The sequence below is a fragment of the Allobosea sp. genome, assembly GCF_048595345.1.
Taxonomy (GTDB): Bacteria; Pseudomonadota; Alphaproteobacteria; order Rhizobiales; family Beijerinckiaceae; genus Allobosea.
The window spans coordinates 33,895-57,494 of record NZ_JBMDWH010000019.1; the positions used below are offsets into that span (position 1 = coordinate 33,895).

Here is a 23,600-nt window from a genome sequence, read left to right on the forward strand (position 1 = left end):
CGCAGCCCACTGGCCGGGCTGGTCAATCGTTCGCGGTCTGGCCGAGCCGACGCCGCCGGAAGCTCGACGGGGACTGGCCTTCCCAGCGGCGGAAGGCGCGGTTGAAATGGGCCGTGTCGGAATAGCCCAGTGCCATCGCCAAATCGGTGACATTGGCCTCCTCGCGCGAGCCGAGCCACGCAGTCGCCAGCCGGTGGCGCTGCTCGTCGAGGAGCATTTCGAAGGCGGTTCCGCGATCTTCCAGGCGCCTCTGCACAGTCCGCGCCGAGAGGCCGAGCACACGGGCCGACATGGCGAGCGTGATCGGTCGCAGCGGCAGGCTGGCCTCGATCATCCGGGAGATCGCAAGCTCGATCGACCCGTCCTCCTGCCGCAGTTCCGCGATCTCGCCGGCATGGGCGCGCAGCGGCTGCACCGCCCTGGCGGCGTAGTGGCGCAGTGGCAGCGACAATTCGTGCCGCTTGATATGAATGCGGGCCTCGTCACAGTCGCCGAAGTAGACCGGCGCCTGAAAATGGTCTTCATAACGGTTGACGAGACTTCTGCACCGGTGCGGGAAGATCACCCGCACGGGCGCCCAGTCCGGGCCAAGCAGATGCCGCAGCATATGGACGTTGAAGGACGCCGCTCCCTCATAGAGCAGCCAAGCGCGCTCGTCGTCCCCGTGCAGCCGGTGGGTCCAGATCGCCTCGTCGCCCTGTTTCTTCAAGGTGATCACGGCATGGGACTGCATCGCCGGCATGAGAGCAATCTGGGTCTGGAGGCAGGCCTCAGCCGTCGCGCCCGCCGTCATGGCGGATCCGATCGCGCCCAGCAGATCCGGCTGCGCGGTGGCGCCAAGTGCCAGGCCCAGCTCGGCACTGCCGACGCAGCGCGCCGATAATTCCAAAGCGTGATGGATCTGGGACCGCCTGACGACGGTGCCCCTCTCGACGTCGTCGACAGACAGGCCCGCTTGTCGCAGGATCGTCTCCGGCTCGACGCCCGCGCCGGCCAGATAGCCCGGCAGCATATGCAGGAGAGTCGCCCGTGCCGCAGCGCGTGACATATGGCTCCCCCCGCCCATGCCGTCGCAAAAAAAAGCCTGCCGCTTCGCATGACGAAGGGGCAGGCCGTTAGATTGATGATTTCGCCGCCGGACGCAACGAGTTTCGGCTGGCCGAAACCTGTGCCCGGCGCTCGGGCGCGCCTCAATCTCCTTGAGAGAAGAAGGCGTCGTCGTTGGGGCTGGGGAAGACGGGGCCCGGGACGTGGCGGCCCATATAGGATTTGAACGTCGCCTGGAAGAAGAGCGACGGCGCCATCTGCTTGGCGAGATCGTCGATGCGCTTCTGCAGCTCGGCGACCACTGGCTGGTTCTCGGCAGCGAGGTTCTTCGTCTCGCCCGGATCCTTGGCGAGATCGTAGAGCTCGACCTTGGCAGGCAGGGTGGTGCGCCAGAACAGCTTCCAGTCACCTTGGCGAACCGCACCGCGGAACATCTCGATATTGTAGACGATCTCTTTGCGCGGCGAAGGGGCGCCCTGGCTCAGGGTCGGCCAAACATCCATGCCGTCGAGCGGCTTGGTGCCCGAAAGGCTCGCGCCGGCCTGCTTCACCAGCGTCGGCATCATGTCGACGACATGCATCGGCTGATCGACCTTGCCCGGCTTGATCCGGCCGGGCCAGTTCACCAGCGCCGCGGCACGGGTGCCGCCTTCGTAGAGCGAGCCCTTGCCCTCGCGATAGACCCCGTTATTGGCGGGAAAATCGCCACTGGTCGCGATCTGGCCGGCGAAGGTGGCCGATTTCACGCCGCCATTGTCGCTGTGGAAGACGATGATGGTGTTGTTGCGCATGCCCTTCTTGTCGAGGGCCTTGAGCACGGCCGCGATCTGATCGTCCATGGCGGCGATCATCGCGGCATAGGTCCGGCGGTTCGCATCCGGGATCGACTTGAAGCGGTCGATATACTCCTTCGGCGCCTGGAACGGCGTGTGCGGCGCGGTGAAGGCCAGATACATGAACATCGGCTTCTTCGCGTCGTGCTTTTCGATGTAGCGCACCGCGTCCTTGCCGAGCAGCGTCGTGACATAGCCCGGCTCGTCGAGCTTTTTGTTGTTGCGGTACCAGTCGGTGGTGCCGTGAACCTTGTGCGTGAAGTAGTCGATCTCGCCGATCAGGGCGCCATACTGGTAATCGAAGCCCCGCTGACGGGGCCAGAGCTTGGTATCGGCATGGCCAAGATGCCATTTGCCGATGATCGCGGTGTCGTAGCCCGCCTCCTTGAGGACCTGCGGCAGCAGCTTCTCGTCGAGCGGGATGCCATAGGTCTGCTCGGGCAGGATGACGAAGCTTTGCAGCCCGTAGCGCATCGGATAGCGCCCGGTCATCAGCGCCGCGCGGGTGGGGGTGCACATCGGCTGGACGTAGAATTGGTCGAGCACCGCGCCGTCATTGGCCAGCTGGTCGATGGTCGGCGTGGAAAGATCCTTGCTGCGGAAGCCGACATCGTTCCAGCCGAGATCGTCGGCGACGATGTAGAGAATGTTGGGCTTCTGAGCCGACTGGGCCATCGCCGCCGCCGGAGCGAGCAGCGCCAGCGCGACGCAGGCTGAACGAAGGGTGCTGAACATCGGGGCTTGTCCTGTCGATGTGGTCAGAAGCTGGCGTTGACGCCGAGCACGGGGCCCTGCTGCAGCGCGTTGTAGATGAAGTTGCCGCTGCGATAGTCGACCTTCATGGCGCGGTAGCCGGCGAAGGCGGAGATCTTGTCGGTGAAGGCGTAGCCGAGGCCGCCGAACACATCCCATTCGTAGCGGGAGCCGCCCTTGCCGACGAAGCCGATCGTGGTGGCGTAGAGGGACTTGGTCAGGTTGACCTTCAGCCGGGCGCCGACGACGCCGTCCGCCCATTGCTCGCTCTCGGCCAGCTTGAGGGTGGCCGGCATCAGCTGCACGCGCAGGGTGTTCTTCATCGCGAAGCCGCGCACGCCGGCGAAGGCGTCGAGGCTGTAGGCCGGATCGTCGATCAGCCGGTAGCCGCCGGCCGCCAGCCCGACGAAGGAGCCGCTGTCGACCTTTACCCCGGCGGGATAGCCGGCCGGGAAGATCGTCTTGTTGGGCGAGATCTTCGAGGCCAGGACATCGAAGAACACGAGCCAACGATCATATTTCAGCTCGCCGGCGCCCATGATGCCGCCGTCGAAGTGCTTCATCACCTCGTCGAAGCCGATCGAGACCTTGGCAGCCGGCAGCGGCGGCAGCGTCCGCAGCCGCCCTTCGAGGCCGGTCGCCCAGAGATAGGCCGAGGCTCTGAAGGTGAGGCTCGGCAGGGCCGGCAACGGCGGGGCGGGCTCCCGCTTGTTGGACGGCAGATCCGACGCGTGGGCGAAAGCGGCCGGCAGCAGTGCGGACAGCGCGAGGGCGGCGGCGCGCAGGCGCTTGGAGAAAGGGTGCATAAGGGCAAACCTTGTCGAAAGGGGGCGCATCAGGGCTGCTTGGGGGCGACGCAATAGTTCCAGTAGCCCCGCGTCTTGCTGGAATCGGACCAGAACCAGCACAGCTCCGGCGAAGGCGCCTTGGGCACGCTGTTGACCGCCGTGACGGCAATGACGGTGCCGATCGTCACGCCGGCGACGACCCGCCCCCAATACCAGGGACGCACCGCCGGCACCGGCCGCACCGGAGCGACGACAACGGTGCGGTGATGGTGGACGCTTCGATGCGGCGCGTGGCGCACCGCCCGGTGTTGCGGATAGACGCGCGTGGCCGCCTGCGCCGCATCGAGGGCGCCCGCGCCGAAACTCAGAAAGGTCGCGGCGGCGAGCAGGGCGGCGTGGCTGGGCCGGGGTCGGAAAAGGAACGTCATGGATCGGGCTGTGCTCTGGGGCAGTCGAGAGACGTGATGCTTAACGAGTGCGGGTCCGGCGCACTTGCCATTTCGCGCCAAAACCGGTCGCGCGCATCGGCGGTGACGCAAGGCGACGCCAGGCCGGCGCGATGCTATGGCCAGAGCGATGACGCAGATCGGCTCATGGCGGGAATGGCGATTCTGGTCCGGCTGGATCGGATTCGTCGCCTGCGTCTTCGTCGCGACCGCCTGGCTGAAATCGGGCGGTGCCGGTCCCGTTCCGGCTCATGGCGCGGAGTCCCCGGCCTTTGTCGGCTCGGCGTCCTGCGCTGGTTGCCATGCCGCTCAAACGGCCGACTGGGCCGGCTCTCATCACGCCCACGCCATGGACCATGCCAGGCCAGCGACCATGCGCGGCGATTTCTCCGGCCGATCGGTCGAGCAGGCCGGCATGACGGCGAGGTTATTCCGGGAGGGAGAGGCTTACCGGGTCGAGTTGCCCGGCGCCGACGGCGGGCTCGCCGCCTTCACGATCGACTACAGCCTCGGCTGGGAGCCGCTGCAGCAATATCTCGTGACCTTCCCGGACGGGCGCATCCAGACCCTGCCCTTCGCCTGGGATACGCGGCCCGCTGCCGAGGGCGGGCAGCGCTGGTTCCTGGTCTATGGCGAGGAGCCGATCGCGCCATCGGACAGCCGGTACTGGACGCGGCTCCAGCAGAACTGGAACCATATGTGCGCCGAGTGCCACACCACCGATCTGAGCAAGGGCTATCAGCCCGCTTCCGACAGCTTCCGCACACGCTGGTCGGAGCTTGGCGTCGGCTGCGAGGCGTGCCACGGCCCCGCCGGCAGCCATCTCGCCTGGGCGAAGTCGGGCGCCGATCGCGCCGCGCCCCTGAAGGGCTTCGCCTCGGTCGCGGCCTCCCGGCCCGCTGCCGACTGGACGCCGGATCCGCGCACGGGCAGTCCGGCCGCGGGCGTCGCCCGCCCCGCCGGCGACGAGGTCGAGACCTGCGCGCGCTGCCATTCGCGGCGCGGCCAGATCGGCTCGGACTGGCGCCCCGGCCGCCCGATCGCCGACACCCATAGCCCGGTGCCGCTGGCGGCCGGCCTGTTCGAGGATGACGGCCAGATGAAGGACGAGGTCTTCAACGACCACGCCTTCAAGCAGAGCCTGATGTACGCCAAAGGCGTGGTCTGCAGCGATTGTCACCAGCCGCATTCGGGCAAGCTGAGGGCGGACGGATCGGCGGTCTGCGGCCAGTGCCATCAGCCCGAGCGCTTCGCCGCCGTCGCCCATACCGGGCACGCGCCCGGCCCGGATGCCCCGGATTGCATCGGCTGCCATATGCCGGCCCGGACCTATATGCAGATCGACCGGCGCCACGACCATTCCTTCCGCATTCCGCGCCCCGATCTCACCGCCGCTTTCGGCGTGCCGAACACATGCGGCGCCTGCCATGCCGACAAGCCGGCGACCTGGGCGGCCGAGGCCGTGGAGCGCTGGCACGGGCCGGTGCGAAAGGGCTTCCAGACCTACGCCGAAGCCTTTCACCGCTCGCGCGGCGGCGATCCGGCCGCCCGCGCGTCCCTGCAGCGCCTGGCGGTCGATGGCGCGGCGCCGGCGTTGGCGCGGGCCACGGCGATCGACGAGCTCGCTGCCTGGCCCGCTGCGGCGAGCATCGCTGCGACCGATGCCGGACTTTCCGATACCGACCCGCTCGTGCGCGCCGCCGCCTTGCGCGCGCTTGAGGGCTCGGATCGCGCACGGCGCCGGGCGGCGCTGCCGCTTCTGAGCGATCCGGTCCGCCTCGTGCGCATCGCGGCCGCCTTCCTGCTCGCGGACTGGCCGGCGGACGACCTCACCCCGGCGCAGGCCGAGGCACGCCTGGGCGCGCTGGCCGAGCAGGAAGCGGCTTTCGCCATCGATCTCGACCGGCCGGAGACCCGCGCCAATCGGGCCCTGCTGCGCCTGAAACAGGGGCGCGGCTCCGAGGCGGAAACCGAATATCGTGCCGCGCTGGCGCTCGATCCCGCTGCCGGCGCCATCGCGGCCCAGCTCGCCGATCTCTATCGCCGATCCGGACGGGAAGGCGATGCGGAACAGGTTTTGCGCGCCGCAGTCGCGTGCGATCCGGCCTCCAGCGCCGCGCAGCATGCGCTGGGCCTCTCGCTCATCCGGCAGAAGCGGCCGCAGGAGGCGCTGGAGGCACTGGCGCGGGCGGCTCGGGCCGAGCCCGGCAATGCCCGCTTCGCCTTCGTCTACGGGGTCGCGCTGCGCTCGCTCGGCCAGCCGGAGGAGGCGTCCCGCATCCTGAGAGAGGCCGCCCTGCGACACCCCGCGGATGTCGATCTGGCGACCGTGCAGCTTCAGGAGGCGATGCAGCGCCGCGACAGGGCGGGGGCGGCCGAATGGGTCCGCCGGCTGGTAGCGCTTCGCCCGGACGATCAGCGCTTCCGCGATCTGGCAGGGCGCCTCACGCCCTGAGCCGGGGCCGGAAGGCCTGAGCCCGGCCCCGCCGCCGAATCATCGCCGCGCGCCGCGTCAGGGCGCGCGGCGACCGCGATGCTACTTCCAGCTCTTGCCGATGGTGTCGAGCAGGGTCGCCTTCTTGTTCTTGGCGCAGGCGGCAAGCACCGCCTTTTCCTGGCGCGCGAAGCCCTTGGCGTCGATCACGGTGAGGTCCTTGCCGGCCGCCGCATAGCCCGCGCCCCAGGCGCTGACGATGAGCTGCGCTTCCGGGTCCGTGCCGAGGAAATCGCCGCAGGAGATCGCCGCCACGTCGATCGAAGCCGGCCCGCCGGCCGTCGGCTTGCCATTGCGGGAGGCGGCCTCGATCAGCGACATCACCGACGCCGAGCGATTCGAGGCGCACCATTTCTGCATGGTGCTGATATTGGCGTGGTAAACTTGCAGGTTGATCTCGGTCCGGCCCGCTTTGCCGCTGTACCAGCCGCTCATCCACGCTGCGAAATCGCGCCGGCCGCCGGGGGGCATCGCTTCGTAATCCGAGCAGGTCGCCTTGCTCATATCGTAGCGCACCTGCGCGGGGGCTGCCGAGGAGAGCAGAATCGCGGTCGCCAGCGCCGCGGCGCCGCTAAAGAACTTCAAGGTCATATGGAGGGTGTCCTTCGACAAATGTCGCCACCCGAACCGCGTAGCGGCACCATCATCCGCTGCGCTTGCCATTTCGTGCCAGCCGCTCCGCCTGGCGCCATCGCGGCGAGGACAATCGCCTTCGGCCGGCCCGCGACGCCGTGATCGGTCCCGCAGGTGCCGTCTTTGCCAGTCGTTCTGCTCAGTCGTTCGGCAGGGCTGCCAGCGCCGCCGCGAAGCCGCGCGTCGAGAAGGCGAGGTTGACGTCCCGATTCTGGCCGTCCTTGACCTGCAGGCGGCCGGGCTCGGTGCGGGCGCGCAAGCGCTTCAGCATGTCTTCGTTGAGGGTCGCGCTGGCGAAGCAGCCCTGCGCCAGGCAGCGCTGCCAGCTGAGGTCGATCGTCGGCGCGCCATCCTTGTCCTCGGGCGAGAACTTCACCGGTGCCGTCAGCGTGACGTTCGGCGGAATCACCACGGTCACCCGCAGGGGCTCGCTCTTCTGCAGGCGGCCCATGGCGATTTGGGCGACCGCCGCCGTCTGCCCGTTCGGGAGCTGGGCCTGGATCGTCTGGCTGATCTCGCAGACCCGCCCGGCAGCGGCCTGGTCGCAGCGCAGCACCCAGTCGCCATAGGTCGCGGCCGTCCGCTCGGGCGTGTTCGGTTGAGCCGGAGCGGTTTGTGCGAGTTGGCGGGTCGACTGTGCCCCCGCGTCGGACACGCCGAGCGCCGAAACGAGCAGGATGGCTGCCAGATTGAAACGCATCGCGCTTGACCTTACTCCTGTCGCCGCGCGGGATGCGGCGATGCCCGAAGGGTGCTGCGCCCGATGGGGAGCCTCTCGCGAAGCGACCCGTCGGGCAGGCCTCTCCTAACGCATCGAACCGAAAAGTGGAGTCCGCTTCTCGAAAAAGCCGAAGCCTGCCCGTCGCCCGGAGCGTTCCGGCGGCAGGCGGGAGACGCCATTGCCGCCGCATGGCGCGGGAGGGCGGGAGCCGTCACCGGCAAGAGCTGTCACAATTCCGGATTATGGCGAGGCGGAACGCCCTGGTCGACGAAGGCGGGTGCGGGAGCGCGGCGGCAGCCTCCTCGGGAAAGGGGCATGACTCCGGTCTCTCCCATGGGTAAGGCTTACCGCTTGCCGCCGACGTGCTTTCCGGCATGATGGGCGCGAGCGCGGGTCAACGGGCAGTCTCCAATCCAATGCCTTGGCACAATAAAGTATTTTGGAAGGAGGGGCTGTTCCTCAGGCCTCACCATCTCCAGCAGAGCGACCGGTATCACGAGCGGCTCGTGGAGGCGCGGACCCGTGCGGTGACGCCCTATCCATGGGGCTTCTCGGCGCTTGAGATCGACCGCGACCTCGCGGCGCAAGGCAAGTTCGGCCTGCGCCGTGCCAGCGGTCTCCTGCCGGATGGCACGCCCTTCGACCTTCCGGTCGACGGGCCGCTGCCTGCGCCGATCGAGGTGCCTGACAACGCCGCCAAGCTGATGGCCTGGCTGTGCATGCCCATGGCGACGCCCAATTCGCGCGAGATCGCCGAGCCCGGCGAGGAGGGCGCCACCCGCTATGTCGGAACCGTCGAGACCTTCATCGATTCGACCGCCGCCTTGCGGATCGAGGAGGAGATCGACATCGCCTTCCCGCGGCTGACACTGGAGCTGCGCAAGACCCCGAAGCCGGGCTTCGTCTGTATCGGCATCGCGCGGATCCTCGAAATCCGCGACAAATCCCTGATTCTTGACGATCAATACGCGCCGCCGGTGCTGCTCTGCTCGGCCCATGCGGTCGTCGACGGCTGGATGGACCGGGTCATCGGCTGGATCGACAATAAGGTCGGCGAGCTCGCACGCTATGCCGCAGACCCCTCCGCCGGCAGCGGCCTCCAGAGCGTGGACTATTTCGTCCTGCAACTGCTCAACCGCTACACCCAGCCGCTGAAACATTTCCGCCGCTCGCGCTATCTCCATCCCGAGCGGCTCTATGTCGAGCTGCTGAAATTCGTCGGCGAGCTGGCGACCTTCGCTTCACCGGAGCGGCGCGCTAACGAATATCCGCCCTATGATCACGACAATCTGGAGGAGACCTTCGCGCCTGTGCTGCGCGACATCCAGATGTTCCTGTCCGTCAGCTTCGGGCGCCGCGCCATCCGGCTGGAACTCATCCAGCGCGCGCCGAACGCCTATGTCTCGACGATCAAGGACCGCTCGCTGTTCCGCACCGCCAATCTGGTGCTCGAAGTCTCGGCCCGCCGCCCACTGACCGAAATCCAGCTGCAATTCCCCAATCTGTTCAAGATCGGCCCCAACACCAAGATGAACGAGATCGTCCATGCCCATCTGCCGGGCATCGGCCTCGTTCACCTGCCGACGCCGCCGCCGCAGATCCGGGCGATCGCGGACCATGTCTATTTCCTGCTCGATCGCAACTCGCCGCTCTGGCCGGAATTCAGCACGGCCGCCGCGATCGGCATGCACTTCTCCGATGACTGGCCCGATCTCGGCCTCGACCTCTGGGCGGTGATGGGAGACCGCCGATGAGCGATCAGGGCGATCCCTTCGACAAGGCCAACAAGACGGTGCTGCGGTTGAACCCCGGCGGCCGTCGCCCCGCTCCGCCCTCTCAGCCTGCGCCGCCCGCGCCGCCGCCCCAGCAGCCGCCGCCGAGCTGGGCCACTCCGCAGCAGCCCCAGCCCTATGCGGCGCCCGCGCCATCGAGCTATTCGGCGCGCCCCGGCCCCTACAGCTCCGGCGGCTATGCCCCTCCTCCCGCGACGGGCGGGGGTGGCCAGCAGGATGCCTGGTTCAAGCCGCCTCCGCCGCCCGCCCCCGTGCATGTGGAGGGGGGGCGCGCCCTGATCCTCAAGCGCGACGTGCCGGTCGCGCCCAATGCCAATCTCCTGCTGGAGGCGGCCGGGCCGCTGCTGCTGCTGCTGGGGCGGCTGCGCACCTCGCTGATGACCGCGAATTTCGCGAATCTGATGGAGCAGGTCGCGGACGCGATCGAGGAATTCGACAAGACCATGCGCCTCGAGAGCGTGGCGCCGGCGACGGCCGACGACGCCAAATACGTTCTTTGCGCCACCTGCGACGACATCGTCCAGAACATCCCCAGCGAAGAGCGCCATGTCTGGGTGCAGTACAGCATGCTCAGCCGCTTCTTTCAGGAGCGTGTCGGTGGCGTGCGTTTCTTCGAGAAGCTCGACAAGGCCAAGCAGGATCCGGTCGCCAATTACGACCTCCTCGAGCTGATCTACACCTGCCTCGCCATGGGCTTCCAGGGCATCCACCGCACCCAACAGGGCGGCCAGGCGGCGCTCCAGCAGATCACGCGCAGCACTTATGAGCTGCTGCGCCGGACCCGCAACCGCTCCCGGGAGGACCTTTCCCCCCATTGGCGCGGCCAAGCGCTGCCGCAATCGGGGGCGACCTTCCGCATTCCGCTCTGGGCGCTCGCCGCCGTCGCGGCCGCCGCGCTTTTCGGTGTCTTCGTTACGCTGCGGATCCTCCTGTCCGGCACCACCGAGACGGTCACGGCCGAGATGTCGCGCATGTTCCCCGATACCGATCTCGGCATCGAGCGCGCGGCCGTGGCGGTGCCGGCCCCGCCGGTGCCGATCAAGGTTTCTTCCCAGCTCGAGCGCATCCGCGAGCGGCTGAAGGACGATATCGCCCAGAACAAGGTCGATCCGGTCGAGAGCGGCCAGTCGATCATCGTCCGCGTCGGCTCGTTCGCCCTGTTCGATTCCGGTCAGGCCACGATCCGCAAGGATTTCGAGCCGATCGCCCAGAAGATCGCCGAGGCACTGGAGCGCGAGCCCGGCGAGATCCGCGTCGTCGGCCACACCGACAATGTCGGCATTGCGACGGCGCGCTTCGCCTCCAATTACGAATTGTCGGTCGAGCGCGCCAAGGCGGTCGCCGCCGCGCTGAAGCCCCGCCTGTCGCAGCCGGACCGGCTGAAGACCGAAGGCAAGGGCGATTCGATGCCGCTGGCCTCCAATTCGACCGCCGAGGGGCGGGCCCGTAACCGGCGCGTCGAGATTTCCATTCCGCGCGAGGAAACCTTGAAGGCGTCGATACAATGAAGATGGGCCGGACGCGCTGACCATGGGCAAGTTGAGCTGGTTGAAGATCGTCAGCATCGCGCTCGGCGTCGCGGCGATCATCGCATTGATCTGGTTCGCCGGGCCGCTGATCTCGATCGGCGGCTCCAACCCGCTCGACAATGTCGCCACCCGCGGCATCCTGGCGCTGCTCGCGGGTGCCTCGGCGGTGGTCTATCTCGTCGTCGACGTGGTCTATCGCACGCGCTCCACGGCGGCGCTCGCCGCCGGCCTCGGCCAGCAGATCCCGGGGGCGGGCGGGTTCTCGCTCGGTGGCGGCGGCGCCGGCGCGGCGGGCGCCGGCGATCCCCAGGCTCCGGCAGACGACAGCGATACGCTCAAGGGGCGCATGTCGGATGCGATCCTGACGCTGAAGAAGACCAGCAGCGCCAAGGGCGACTATCTCTACGATCTGCCCTGGTACGTCATCATCGGCCCGCCCGGCTCGGGGAAGACGACCGCGCTGGTCAATTCCGGCCTCAATTTCCCGCTGGCGCGCGGCGGCGCGACGCCCAGCGCCATCGCGGGCGAGGGCGGCACGCGCTATTGCGACTGGTGGTTCACCGACGACGCCGTGCTGATCGACACGGCCGGCCGCTACACCACGCAGGACTCCGACGCCCGCGCCGACCAGAGCAGCTGGTTTTCCTTCCTCGACCTCTTGCGCAAGAATCGGCCGAAGCAGCCGATCAACGGCGTGTTCGTCTGCATCAGCATCGAGGATCTGCTGAAGCTGCCGGAGGCCGAGCTTCGCCTGCATGCCGATGCGGTTCGCGCCCGCCTCGCCGAGCTGCATGAGCGGCTGAAGATCGATTTCCCGGTCTATGCGCTGTTCACCAAGGCCGATCTCATCGCCGGATTCATGGAGTTCTTCGGCCCGTTGACCGAGGAGGAGCGCCGCGTCGTCTGGGGCTGCACCTTCCAGACCAACGACAAGACCGCCAATCTGGTCTCCAGCGTGCCGGACGAGTTCGACCTGCTGATCGAGCGGCTCAACCAGGATGTCGTCGATCGCATCCAGGACGAGGTGCCGCCGCAGGGCAAGGTGCAGATCTTCGGCTTCCCGAGCCAGATGGCGGCACTGAAGAAGCCCGTCTTCGACTTCCTCTACCGGGTCTTCGAGCCCACGCGCTATCATGCCAATGCGACGCTGCGCGGCTTCTACTTCACCTCGGGCACGCAGGAAGGCACGCCGATCGACCAGCTGGTCGGCGCGCTCTCGCGCAGCTTCGGCACGCAGAATGTCGGCGCCGTTCAGTATTCCGGGCTCGGCAAGAGCTTCTTCCTCACCGATCTGCTGAAGAAGGTCGTGTTCGAGGAGGCGGGCTGGGTCTCGACCAATCTGCGCGCCGTGCGCCGTGCCTCGCTGTTCAAGCTCGCCGGCTATGCCGCCCTGCTTCTCGTCTCGGCCGGCATCGGCACGCTGATGTGGCTGAGCTACGCCTACAATACCAATCTGGTTACGAACGCCTTCGCGGCGGTGACGCAGTACAAGACCGTCGCCGGCCCCCTGCGCGACGAGACCATGATCGCCGATCACGATTATGCCCGGGTGCTGCCGGCCCTGCACCATCTGCGCAACATGCCGACCGGCTATGCCCAGCGCAACGAGCGCTCGCCGATGACCGGCCAGATGGGCCTCGACCAGCGCCCGCGCCTCAATGCCGCGACGGAATCGGCCTATGATCAGGGTCTCCAGCGCCTGCTGCGCCCGCGGCTCATGTTCCGGCTGGAAGACCTGATGCGGGCCAACATCACCAATCCGGGCTATCTCGGCGATCCGCTCAAGGTCTATCTGATGATCGCCGGCCGCGAGCCGATGGACCGGCCTTTCGTGCTGGACTGGATGCGGCAGGATTTCGAGACGCTCTTCCCCGGCGCCGGCAATGCCGGCGGGCGCCAGGCGCTGATGGAGCATGTCTCGCATCTGGTCGAACTCGACACCTTGCAGGGGCCTGGCGCGATCGACATCGACAATGCCGTGGTACAGGAGGCGCAGAGCGCCATCGGCCGCATGACGGTGGCCGACCGCGCCTTCGAACTGCTGCGCGCCGCCGCCCGCAGCGACTCTCCGCGGGATTGGATCGCCCTGCGCAAGGGCGGGCAGGACGTTTCGCTCGTGTTCGAAACGGCGAACAGCGCCGGCCTCGACGGGGTCCGCGTGCCGTTCTTCTATACTTATGCCGGCTTCCACGAGGCTTTCCTCGCCAAGATCGGCCGCGTCGGCGAGCAGGTCAGGCAGGAGCGGCGCGTCCTCGGCGATGTCGGCAATCAGGCCGCGGTGGTCGCTCAGGTCGAGAACCTGCCGCAGGCGCTGCTGGAGCGCTATTCGCGCGAATTCGTCGCCGCCTGGCAGACGGAGCTGCGCAAGCTGCGCATCAAGCCGCTGACGGCGGACAAGCCGCGCTATCTCGCCTTGCAGGCCGCCGCCTCGCCGACGTCTCCCATCACTCAGCTGATCGAGTCGATCCGGGCCGAAACCGCGCTCACCCGCGAGCAACCGGCGCCGCAGGGCCAGGCACAGGGTCAGGGCCAGCCGGCAGCGCCGGCCGCCGCCCCGGCACGGATCATCCTGCCCGGTGGCGAGGCGCCCGGCGCCCAGGTCGAGCAGGCCTTCCGCGCCTATGCCCTGATCGTCGAGGGCGACCGCAGCCGTCGACCGGTCGACGAACTGATCAAGGTGCTGAACGACGTCTACAGCTCGCTGACCATGCTGAACGACCCGGTCCGCTCCGCCGAAGGGCGCCAGCGCTTCGGCGAAAGCCTGCGGACGCTGGAAGTGACGGCGACCCGGTTCCCCGAGCCGTTCAAGGCGATGCTCCAAACCGCGGCCGCCTCTTTCGACAGCGACGCAGCCGGCACCACCATCGCGCGGCTGAATGCGGGCGTCAGCGAGCAGGTCACGGCGGCCTGCCAGCAGATCGTCAACGGCACCTATCCCTTCGTGCGCACGAGTAACCGCGAGATCTCTCTGGACGATTTCCAGAAGCTGTTCGGGCCCAATGGCAGTATCGACCGTTTCTTCCAGGCCAATCTCGCGCAATATGCCAATACATCGGGCCGCAGCTGGGTCTGGAACCAGGCGAGCCCGGTGGCGCGCCGGCTCTCGCCGGCGATGCTGCAGAGCTTCCAGCAGGCGAGCGAGATCAAGGCGGCGTTCTTCCCGGGCGGCGCCCCGGGTTTCTCCTTCGCCGTCACCAATCTGCGCCTCGCCGACGATGTCGATGTGGCGCGGCTGGAGATCAACAGCAACCAACTGGTGACGGAGCGCCCCAAGGCACCGGCGCCGTCCTTCTCGATCTTCGGCTCCTCGCCCGCGCCGACGCCGCCGCCGCAAAAGGCCCCGGTCGTGACCTTCCAGTGGCCCGGCCCGGTCAATCTGGGCGGAGCCTCTCTCACCGTGCTGCCGGAACAGCAGGGCCGTTCCAACGTGCTGCAGAGGCCGGGGCCTTGGGGCATCTTCCGCCTGCTCGACGCCGTCAACGTGACCACGCAGGGCTCGGAAATGACGGCGCGAATGAGCGTCGGCGGGCGCGAGGTGCAATATCGCATCAACCCCGTGACCTTGCCGAACCCCTTCACCCTGGCGGCGCTGCGCAGCTTCAGCTGCCCCGTGGCGCGCTGAGCGTCGCCCCGTGAGCGCCACCGCGCCGGGGCCGAAGCCCGCTTCCCGGCCTCGGTGGCGCAGGGCCAATGCAAGCCTGCGCCACCGCGCGCAAATGACTTTTAGACACGCCCGGCTTCCATCGGAGCGGGAAAGACGTCAGGTTGCAACGATGCCTTGTGGACTCTTCGGCAAGCTCGCGGCCAAACGCGATTTCATCTCGGTCAACACGCCCAAGGAGTTCCTCCTGCTCTGGGAGGCCTGGCTTCAGGGCGGCGTGCAGGCCAGCAAGATCGCGCTGGAGGGCGAATGGCTGCCGGCCTATCTGCACGCGCCGCTCTGGCGCTTCAGCCTCGGCGAGGCGATCTGCGGCGTTGCGGTGCGGGGCGTCTTCATGTCGTCCATGGATGGGGTCGGCCGGCATTTCCCGCTCTCCGTCTTTACCTGCGCGCCGCCCGGCCAGCGCTTTGCCCGGCCGGGCGCCGGCGATGACACCGCCTGGTTCGAGGCCGCCGAGGATTTCCTGCTCTCCACCATCGACGATGGCGCCGATTACGACGCCGTGCTGGCGCGCCTCGCGGCGCTGCCGGATGGTGAGGCGCAGGATCTGGAGCAAAGCAGCCCGATCGTCACCCGCTTCGGCGCCGCGATCCTCCCGGGAGCCGAGCCGCTCGATCTGGCCGCCTGCATGGCGGCGCTCGATGCCGGGCGGGAACGGGAGGATGCCGCCCTGCGCAGCTGGTTCTGGACGATCGGTGGCGTCGATTATCCGCCGACGGTGGCGACGGCCTCGCGCCTGCCTGACCCGAACATCATGTCCACGCTGCTGGCCGGGGCCGCCGTGCCGGCTCCCGCATCGGCCTGAGGAGCGCGCCATGCAGAACAAGCCGCGCGACATCGCGATCAAGTTCGAGACCGGGGCCGCGACCCATAAGGGCCTCGTCCGTCAGGCCAATGAAGACAGCATCCTGGCTTCGCCCGATATCGGCGTCTGGGCCGTGGCCGACGGCGTCGGCGGCTACGAGGCGGGGCAGCTCGCCAGCAGCACGGTCACCCAGGCGCTGGAATCGATCGGCCCGGCGGTTTCGGCGGGCGATCTCGTCGCGCGGTTTCAGGATCGCATCAACCACGCCAATTTCGGCATCCACACCCTGTCGGAGGAGCGCGGCGGGGCCATGATGGGCTCGACGGTCGCCGCCCTGCTGATCTTCGAGCGCAGCTTCGCCTGCCTCTGGTCCGGCGACAGCCGGGTCTACCGCCTGCGCGCGGGGCAGCTCGAGCAGATCTCGCGCGACCACAGCGAGGTGCAGGAGCTGATCGACAATGGCGTGCTGACGCGCGAGCAGGCCCGGACCTACCCGCGCGGCAACGTCATCACCCGGGCCATCGGCATTTTCGACGATCCGGGGCTCGAACTGCGCCAGGGCGAGATCGAGCCGGGGGACACCTTCCTCATCTGCAGCGACGGGCTGACCGGACATCTCGACGATGCCGAGATTGCCGCGCGGCTGGCAGGGCGGCGGTCGCAGGATGCCTGTGATACATTGATCGCCGAAACGCTGGCGCGTGGTGCGCGGGACAATGTCTCGATCATCATCATCCGGTGCCACCGTGTCGAGGCGACGCATTTCATTCCGGGCTCGGCGGCCTGAGTGCTAGGGTATCCGGCCATCGAAGACTCCAGCGCGATGGTGGAGCATGCCGGCCGCGCCCCTTCGGGCGCGCGAGGGTATGGGGCTGCGGGCGCGCACGCGCGCGGAGACGAGGGACGCAGCGGGTGAGGCCGGTCGCGAGGCAGGGGCGGGAAGGCGGAGGGCGCGCATCGACGCGCAAGCCTGCGCTCGCCTTTGCGCGGGACCACCGGCAGCGGGCGGGCGCGCCGTGAACAAGACCGTCGTCCAGTTCCGAGGCCCTTCCCGCACCGGCGTTCAGCCCGGCACGCGCCTCAACGACATCTACGAGGTCGAGCTCCAGATCGCCGCCGGCGGCATGGGCGAGATCTATCGCGGCCGGCTGGTCGAGACCGGCGATCCGGTCGCGATCAAGATGATCAAGCCGGAATTCGCCGATAACGAGTCGGTGCTGGCGCTGTTCCGCAAGGAAGCCTCGGCGCTGCACCACCTCCATCACGACAGCATCGTCCGCTACTACATCTTCGGCATCGACCGCACGATCAACCGGGCCTATCTGGCCATGGAGTTCGTGGAAGGCAGCTCGCTGTCGGATCTGCTGACGCGCCGCTCGCTGACGGTGCAGGAAACCACGGAGCTGCGCCAGCGCCTCGCGGCCGGCCTGCAGGCGGCCCATGACAAGGGCATCATTCACCGCGACATCTCGCCGGACAACGTCATTCTGCCGGAGGAGAACGTCCGCAAGGCCAAGATCATCGATTTCGGCATTGCGCGTTCGACCAAGCTCGGCCAGGCGACCGTCATCGGCGATGGTTTCGCCGGCAAATACAATTACGTCTCTCCCGAGCAGCTCGGCATGTTCGGCGGCGAGGTGACGCCGCGCTCCGACATCTACAGCCTCGGCTTGGTGCTCGCCGAATGCCTGCGCGGCAAGCCGATCGATATGAGCGGTAGCCAGGCCGACGTCATCGAAAAACGGCGCGTGGTGCCCGATCTCAGCGAGATCGACGACCGGCTGCAGCCGCTGATCGCGCGGATGCTGGCGCCGGACCCCAAGGACCGGCCGGAATCGATGGTCGAGGTCGCCGAATGGGTCTGGACGCCACCGGCCGTCAAGCCGCGCGGCCGAAAGGCTGCTGAGGGTGCCGAGGCGGGCGCCCGCACCAAATCCGGCGTCGCCCTCATGGCCGGAGCGGCGATCGCCCTCGCGGCAGCGGGTGCAGGCGGCTACTTCATGCTGCGCGAGCCGGCCGGCCGCCCTCAGTCATCGCAGGAGACGGCCTCGCTCCCGAGCCTGCCGCCGCCCGAGACGGCCGCTCTGAACGCGCCGCCCGCCGTCATGACGCCGCCTGCCGCGCCGCTCAGCCAGGCCGAGCGGATCGTCAATTACATCCGTTATTACGATGCCGATCCCTGCCTTTTCGCGCGCCCGCTCGACGTCACGCCCCGGTCGGCCTCCGTTGCGACCCTGTCGGCGAGCCCCGATGCGGTGCGCGCCTTCCAGGCCGATTTCGCCCAGGTCAACGGTTTCGAGGCCAGCGTGACGGCCGGCACCATCCTGCCGGCGCAGTGCCCGGCCGTGCCGGTCCTGCAGCAGCTGGATGGGCGCTTCGAGCCTGGGTTCGACCTGCGCCTGCCCAAAGCCGCGCTCAAGCCCGGAGACAGGGCGGTCGCAACGATTGCCGGCGGCGGCTGGCGCAGCCTCGGCCTGCTGGTGGTGGACGAGGACGGCAGCGTCCGCAATCTGACCTCGCAATTGCGGCCGGGCGGCGACGGCATGCAACTCGATCTGCGGCTGGACGATCCCGCGCGCGGAAAGCCGGCCCGTAAGCTGCTGATCGCCATCGCCGCGTCGCAGCCGCTGCCCCTGTTCAGCCTCGGCTCGGCCACGACCGGTGCGCCGCTGGCCGACCTGATGAGAATTCTGCCGGCATCGTCGGATGGGGTCAGCGTGACCGCGCAGGTGGTCACCTACGACTGAGTGTGGCGAGGCATCTCGGCCCGATCAGGCCGGTTTCTCGGCCAGCAGGACGTAGCCGAAGACGTCGTGGCCCGATTCCGACCGCAGGATCTCGTGCAGCATCCGGCTGGGGACAAGGCCTGCCTCGCGCAATGTCTTTTCCACATAAGGCCGGCCATGGGCATAGCGCCCGTGGTGAGCCAGGCGGATGCCATCGTCGCCATCGGCGAGCGATTCGACGGTGAAGACGATGGCGCCGCCCGGCTTGAGGCTCCGGGCGCTCGCCGCGAGCGCCGCACCGAGTTCGCCGAAATAGCAGAATGTGTCCGCGCAGATCAGAGCATCGAAGGCCGCCGGCCGTTCGTTCAGGAAGGCCGTCAGCTCCTGTTCGATCAACTCGTCATAGCAGCCCCGCTCACGCGCCCTCTCGAGCATTCCGCCGGAGAGATCGACACCGACGAGCTGGCGCGCGCGCGCGCGCAGGTCCGGTCCGCAAAGGCCGGTGCCGCAACCCAGATCGGCGATCGACAGTCCGGAGGCGCGCTCCGGCGCCCATTCGCGCAGAAGGGCGTTCGCGAGCTCCGGCGCGCGGTAGCCGAGCTGATCGAGCTTGGTGTCGAAATTGGGTGCGAAACTGTCGAAGACCCTGCGCACGTAGTCGTCGCTCGCCCGACCCGGCGCCGCGCCCTCGACGGCCGCCAGATGGTGGCGGGGGATGGGATTGTCCGGCTCGTCCTTCACCCATTCCCGATAGATGTCGCGCGCCTTGTCGACCTCGCCCAGCTCGCCATAGGCATAGGCGAGGGCCCGCTTCGAGGTGCCGTCATGCGGGCACAGCGTCACCGCGCGGAACAGCATCTTCACGCCCTGCAGCCCCTCGCCGCGCGCCACCAGCAGGTTGCCGAGATTGGCGTAGGCATCGGCATAGTCCGGGTTGAGCGCGATCGCCTTGGCGAAGCAGGCCTCAGCGATCGAGAGGTTGCGCCGTGCGCGCTGGACGATGCCGAGATTGTTGTAGGGCTCCGGGAACTCCGGATCGAGCTCCAGCGCCTGCTTATAGGCGTCGATCGCCGCGTCGAGCCGCTCGCAGCCGCGCAGCACATTGCCGTAATTGTTCCACCAGCCCGCGATGGCGGGCTCGATCCGGAGCGATGACTCCATCTTGGCCAGTGCTTCCTCGGCCTGGCCGCTCTGGCTGAGCGCGATGCCGTGGAAATGCTGGATCACGGCGTCGTCCGGCTTGGTCCGTTCGGCTTCCGCGAGGATCGGCAAGGCGGTGGCGACGTTTCCGGCGCGCAGGAACTGGATCGCGAGATCGACCGCCTCCTCCAGCGAGAGCGCGACATGCTCGATCGGTTCCTCGTCCGAAAGGGTGTCCGGCGCCGGCTCAGCTGTCGTCATCTTCGTCCTCGGAGGATTTCCGGCTGCTCCAGCGCGGCGGATCTTCACAGCCATAGGGGATCGGCTGCGCGCCGAGGATACGGTCTCCCGCCAGCATGAAGCACGCCGGATTGACCGGGTTGCCCTGGATCCGCGTTTCGAAATGCAGATGCGAGCCCGTCGACTGCCCCGTGGTCCCCATCAATCCGACGACCTGACCGCGCCCGATCGGCTGCTGCGGGGACACGTCGATGCGCGAGAGATGGGCATAGCGCGTGATCAGCCCGTTGCCATGGTCGATCTGGACCAGATTGCCGTAGCCGCCGCCCCAGCCTGCGCTGATCACGGTGCCGGAGCCCGCCGCGCGCACCACGGTCCCGATCGGCGCGGCCATGTCGATTCCGGCATGGAGGCGTTGCGTGCCCAGCAGAGGATGCTTGCGATAGCCGAAACCGCTCGAATAGCGGACATCGGTGGCCGTCGGCCGTGTCACCGGCATCTGGTCGATGACCGGCTTGAAGCCGTAGAGAATGCCGTAATTCTGGCGCACCCGCGCGACGGCGAGCCCGAAGGGCGTCTGCTGGTCGGAAAGCGGCAGGATGATGTTGGGCAGCACGATGTCGCTGCGGCCCCGCCAGTGCAATACCGCCTCGGGCGTCAGGCCCAGCAGCGACATCGCCCCGCGCGTGCGCTCCACCCTTCCTTCGAAGGATCGGTTGAACCCCTGCAGGATCTGCGTTTCGGTCTGCTCGGCATTGGTCAGCGCCCGGTCCATGCGCTGGAGGAACTGCTCCATCTCGTCGGAGATCGGCGTGGGAGCCTGCTCGACCGCCGGGGGGGCGCCGAGCTGCGCCTTGTGGATCAGCGCGCTCGCGGTGCCCTCGTCCAGCGGCGCGGTCCAGACCGGGGCCTCGGGAGCCGGGCTGTCCTCGCCGAACGAAGTCCGCTTCGCCGGCGGCTGCGGAGCGGCCGGCGCAGGAGCCGGGCCGGCGGGTGCCGCTCCGCCCGGCGTCAGGGTCGGCGGCCCGCCCGGAGCCGTGCCGACGAGGTCCGACAGGCGCTTCAAGGCCTGCAGCCGGGCTTCAATCAGGCGCTGGCGTCGCCCCATCTCGACCACACGACCCTCCACGGAGGTCTGGTCGAAGCGCGACTGCTCGATCTCCAGCGCCAGCCGCGCGATCTCCGCCCGGTAACCTTGCAGGCGCTGCTCGTAGGAATCCTGCATTTCGCTGGATTGGGTGATCAGCTTGTCCGACATCCGATCGCCGAACAGCAGGATCAACGTCATGCCGATGCTCCAGGCGGCGAGAAGGCCGAGCAAGACGAGCACGCTGACGATGGAACCGAGGCCGACCGCGAGGGTGCGCGGCTGGCGGATGGTGGCGGGGGGCGGCGTCTGCGCGACGAGCCGGGCGCGCCGGCGGCTTTCTGGCGGCGGCGCAGGCGCGGCATCCGCCGGCTTGTTTCGCTGTCTGCGCGACATCGCTTTCCGCTTCGGACCCGAACCGCTCATTCCCCGCCGTGCGCGACTCTCTGTCTTCCCAAGGGAAAGTCAATCGCGCATGCGCGGTTTCGCGCTCAGCCGCTCTTGTCGTAGGCGGACGAGAACAGCCGCATGAAGACGTCGAGCATGCCGTGCTCGGACTTGCCGACCTTGGCCTTCCACACGGTGCGGTAATGCTCCCAATGGCGCGCCTGGCGCGAGCGCAGCAAGGAGCCGACGCCCTTGCCGTCCTCCATCGAGGCTTCGATGTGGTCGGGGTCGAGATCGGCCGTGAGCTCGTTCAGCGCCTGCTGCATGGCTGCGAAAACCGCGACCTGGTGCCGCTTCAGATCGCCGAAGCTGCTCTCCAGCGCCTTGTTGGCCCCGAGATAGCTCGTCGTCGGCGGGCCGAGCAGGATCCGCAGCGCATCTTCCGTCGTCGGAGAGAAGCGCAGCGGATTGTTGTCGATGGCCTGGATCATCGTCATGTTCGAGCTGCGCATCGCGCCCTTGGACTGGGCGCGGGCGATGTGCAGCTGCCGCAGATTATCGGCTGTGAGCCTCACGAAGAGACCCACCATCTCCGCCAGAGCCTCGTCGCTGTGGGAGGCGATCGCGCTCGGGTCGATCCCCGCACCGCGCGCGAAGGCGTGCCGGAAGCGTTCGGCGGCAGCCCCGGCCTCCTGCGCCGGCATGGCCGGGTAGGGCGCGGGCGGCATGACCGGCGTTGGCACGGGTCCCGCTGCGGGCGCAGGCATGGCGACGGGGGGCGTAACGGGCACGGGCGCCGCAGCCATCGGCGCGGCGCTGGCAGGTGAGACACCAGCCGGCATCGCCTCCATGGCGGGCTGCATAGCGGCCGGGGCAAAGGGCGCGGCGACAGGCGCCTGAGCCATGGCGAACGGCGCGGCCGGGGGCTGTTGCGGCTGGGGAGCGAAGGCGGTGGTGGCGAGCGGCGCCTCGGGGAAGGGCGCCTCCGGCAAGGGCGCCGCCTGAGCGGGCGGCAAGCCCGCGGGCTGCGGCGCCGGAACCATGGGCGCTCCCAGCGGGGGCAGGGTGGCCTGGGGCAGGGCGCGTTCGTCGATCGGGGCGCCCGGCGAGCCTGGCAGTTGTGCGCCCGAGGTGTCGGCGAAGGTCAGCGGGGCCGGTGAGAACGGCGCGGCAGGAGGTTCCGCCGGTGGCACGGTGTTGCGCGCCGGGGGCGGGGGCGTCCAGTCCCAGCCGCTATCCGGCAAGGTCGGCGGCGTGGGCACGTCGCTCACCCAATCCAGCGGATCGGGCCCCGACAGGCCCCGCGAGATGCTGGAGACCCGCAACTCCTGCGGATTGATGGCCGGCGCGGCGGGGCCGTCGAGATCCCACAGGCCTCCGGCCGGCTGCTGCACGCCCTCCATGCGCCCAGGCTGCGCCATCTCCTCGGCGTCGGGTTCGACAACGACGGCGATGAGGTAGCGGCCGATTTCCAGCCGGTCGCCCGAGCGCAGCGGATGCGGCCCGTCGGGCCGGTACTCGCTGCCGTTGATATAAGTCCCGTTGGTGGAGACGTCCTGCAGCCAGTAATGCCCGTCGCGGTAGCGAACCTCGCAATGTTTGCCCGAGATGAACCGTGTCGGGTCCGGCAGCACCCAATCGAGATACTGGTCCCGCCCGATATCGATGCCCCGCCGCGTATTGACGCTGATCGAGACGGGGCCGCCATCGGGCAGCGAGGTTTCGTTCTCGATGGTCAGGTGGAGGGGCATGCGCTGTCGTGTCCCGCAGTCTCTGATCGTCGTCGTCTGGAGCGCCGGGCCGGCAGGAGGCAGATACCACCGGACGAATGCGACGCTCAATCAAGGAGATAGATCATCTTGGCTGTGACCGGAAGGGTGCGACACTCTCGCCGCTTGCCGGGCCGTGACGGACGAGCCTCAGTCCTGCGGCGCCATCCGCCGCCGCCCGCAGGCGGGAGGCTCAGTCCGTCTTGACCAGGTTGCGGAAGATATCGAGGCAGCGGCCGAGCTGCGCTTTCCGTTCCCGGACGGGAATGGTTGAGAGCGCAATCAGCGTCGCCGCGCGCGCTGCCTTGGCACACATTTGCGGCGGCACCGGCGGGCCGGGCTCGGCACCCGTCGCCAGCGTGCCACCCGAGCCCCCGGCGGCCAGGGACACCCAGGTGGCCGACAGATCCCGGCGCCCGGTCATCCCGATCCGCAGCGCCGCCAGGCGCCGGTATTCCTCCGGCTCGCGCACCCACGCCTCGGCCGTGCGCAGGGCGATCTCCGCTTCGGAGGTCGTGGGCGGGTCCAGCGTGCGCGAGCACTCCAGCGCCCACCAGACGGCGCGCCGCCGGTCCAACGCATAGGCGCAGAAGGTGATCGCATCCTCCGGCGAGGCCGTGGCCTGCAATTGGGCTACGAATGCGACCGGCGGAGTATCCGCCGGCCCGCTCACCATGTCGTCGGCCATGTCGGGGAAAGCCTCGAAGACTTCCGCCGCAGTTTGAAAACGAAGACCGGACATGGAGAG

General features: G+C 68.4%; 17 protein-coding genes. 7 read left to right on the forward strand and 10 right to left on the reverse strand.

Annotation, left to right across the window (positions count from 1 at the left end):
* Positions 1–22 precede the first annotated feature (22 nt).
* The 4 genes from ACOJTB_RS02830 to ACOJTB_RS02845 form a co-directional block, all read right to left on the reverse strand.
* Positions 23–1,048, reverse strand: a complete 1,026-nt coding sequence (locus tag ACOJTB_RS02830) for an AraC family transcriptional regulator ligand-binding domain-containing protein (RefSeq protein ID WP_420100999.1) — start codon at positions 1,046–1,048, stop codon at positions 23–25.
* A 142-nt stretch (positions 1,049–1,190) separates the two neighbouring features.
* A complete protein-coding gene (locus ACOJTB_RS02835; RefSeq protein ID WP_420101000.1) occupies positions 1,191–2,615 on the reverse strand; it encodes an arylsulfatase B in 1,425 nt (474 codons plus the stop codon).
* A 23-nt stretch (positions 2,616–2,638) separates the two neighbouring features.
* A complete protein-coding gene (locus tag ACOJTB_RS02840; RefSeq protein ID WP_420101001.1) occupies positions 2,639–3,439 on the reverse strand; it encodes a hypothetical protein in 801 nt (266 codons plus the stop codon).
* A gap of 29 nt (positions 3,440–3,468) precedes the next feature.
* The gene (locus ACOJTB_RS02845) at positions 3,469–3,849 is read right to left on the reverse strand and encodes a hypothetical protein (protein WP_420101002.1); all 381 of its coding nucleotides are present in this window, start codon (positions 3,847–3,849) and stop codon (positions 3,469–3,471) included.
* Positions 3,850–3,985: 136 nt separating this feature from the next.
* Between ACOJTB_RS02845 and ACOJTB_RS02850 the strand changes: the two genes are divergently transcribed.
* Positions 3,986–6,322, forward strand: a complete 2,337-nt coding sequence (locus ACOJTB_RS02850) for a tetratricopeptide repeat protein (protein ID WP_420101003.1) — start codon at positions 3,986–3,988, stop codon at positions 6,320–6,322.
* Positions 6,323–6,403: 81 nt separating this feature from the next.
* On the opposite strand, the gene ACOJTB_RS02855 is transcribed toward ACOJTB_RS02850, so the two are convergent.
* On the reverse strand, positions 6,404–6,952 hold the full coding sequence (locus ACOJTB_RS02855) for an HdeA/HdeB family chaperone (protein WP_420101004.1): 549 nt from the start codon (positions 6,950–6,952) through the stop codon (positions 6,404–6,406).
* Between the two features lie 181 nt (positions 6,953–7,133).
* On the reverse strand, positions 7,134–7,694 hold the full coding sequence (locus ACOJTB_RS02860) for an invasion associated locus B family protein (RefSeq protein ID WP_420101005.1): 561 nt from the start codon (positions 7,692–7,694) through the stop codon (positions 7,134–7,136).
* A gap of 437 nt (positions 7,695–8,131) precedes the next feature.
* On the opposite strand from ACOJTB_RS02860, the gene tssK reads away from it, so the two are divergent.
* The 6 genes from tssK (at position 8,132) to ACOJTB_RS02890 (ending at position 18,250) form a co-directional block, all read left to right on the forward strand.
* Entirely contained in the window at positions 8,132–9,469 is a 1,338-nt protein-coding gene (gene tssK / locus ACOJTB_RS02865) for a type VI secretion system baseplate subunit TssK (protein ID WP_420101006.1), read from the forward strand.
* A complete protein-coding gene (gene tssL, locus ACOJTB_RS02870; protein ID WP_420101007.1) occupies positions 9,466–11,016 on the forward strand; it encodes a type VI secretion system protein TssL, long form in 1,551 nt (516 codons plus the stop codon). The genes tssK and tssL overlap by 4 nt, the downstream gene beginning before the upstream one ends.
* Positions 11,017–11,038: 22 nt before the next feature.
* Complete coding sequence (gene tssM / locus ACOJTB_RS02875; RefSeq protein WP_420101008.1) at positions 11,039–14,659, forward strand: type VI secretion system membrane subunit TssM; 3,621 nt, start codon at positions 11,039–11,041, stop codon at positions 14,657–14,659.
* Between the two features lie 151 nt (positions 14,660–14,810).
* Entirely contained in the window at positions 14,811–15,503 is a 693-nt protein-coding gene (tagF, locus tag ACOJTB_RS02880) for a type VI secretion system-associated protein TagF (RefSeq protein ID WP_420101009.1), read from the forward strand.
* Between the two features lie 10 nt (positions 15,504–15,513).
* The gene (locus ACOJTB_RS02885) at positions 15,514–16,290 is read left to right on the forward strand and encodes a PP2C family protein-serine/threonine phosphatase (protein ID WP_420101010.1); all 777 of its coding nucleotides are present in this window, start codon (positions 15,514–15,516) and stop codon (positions 16,288–16,290) included.
* Positions 16,291–16,519: 229 nt separating this feature from the next.
* Positions 16,520–18,250 (forward strand): serine/threonine-protein kinase, encoded by a 1,731-nt coding sequence (locus tag ACOJTB_RS02890; protein WP_420101011.1) that lies wholly within the window; start codon positions 16,520–16,522, stop codon positions 18,248–18,250.
* Between the two features lie 24 nt (positions 18,251–18,274).
* Here the strand turns inward: ACOJTB_RS02890 and ACOJTB_RS02895 are convergent, their stop codons facing one another.
* The 4 genes from ACOJTB_RS02895 to ACOJTB_RS02910 form a co-directional block, all read right to left on the reverse strand.
* Positions 18,275–19,630, reverse strand: coding sequence for a tetratricopeptide repeat protein (locus tag ACOJTB_RS02895; RefSeq protein ID WP_420101012.1), 1,356 nt, complete (start codon positions 19,628–19,630; stop codon positions 18,275–18,277).
* The gene (locus ACOJTB_RS02900; protein ID WP_420101013.1) at positions 19,617–21,092 is read right to left on the reverse strand and encodes a M23 family metallopeptidase; all 1,476 of its coding nucleotides are present in this window, start codon (positions 21,090–21,092) and stop codon (positions 19,617–19,619) included. Before ACOJTB_RS02900 ends, ACOJTB_RS02895 begins: the two co-directional genes overlap by 14 nt.
* 95 nt (positions 21,093–21,187) lie before the next feature.
* On the reverse strand, positions 21,188–22,834 hold the full coding sequence (gene tagH / locus ACOJTB_RS02905) for a type VI secretion system-associated FHA domain protein TagH (RefSeq protein ID WP_420101014.1): 1,647 nt from the start codon (positions 22,832–22,834) through the stop codon (positions 21,188–21,190).
* A 211-nt stretch (positions 22,835–23,045) separates the two neighbouring features.
* Positions 23,046–23,594 carry a DUF6931 family protein gene (locus tag ACOJTB_RS02910; RefSeq protein ID WP_420101015.1) on the reverse strand — a complete coding sequence of 183 codons (549 nt, stop codon included), beginning with the start codon at positions 23,592–23,594 and terminating at the stop codon, positions 23,046–23,048.
* Positions 23,595–23,600: the final 6 nt, after the last annotated feature.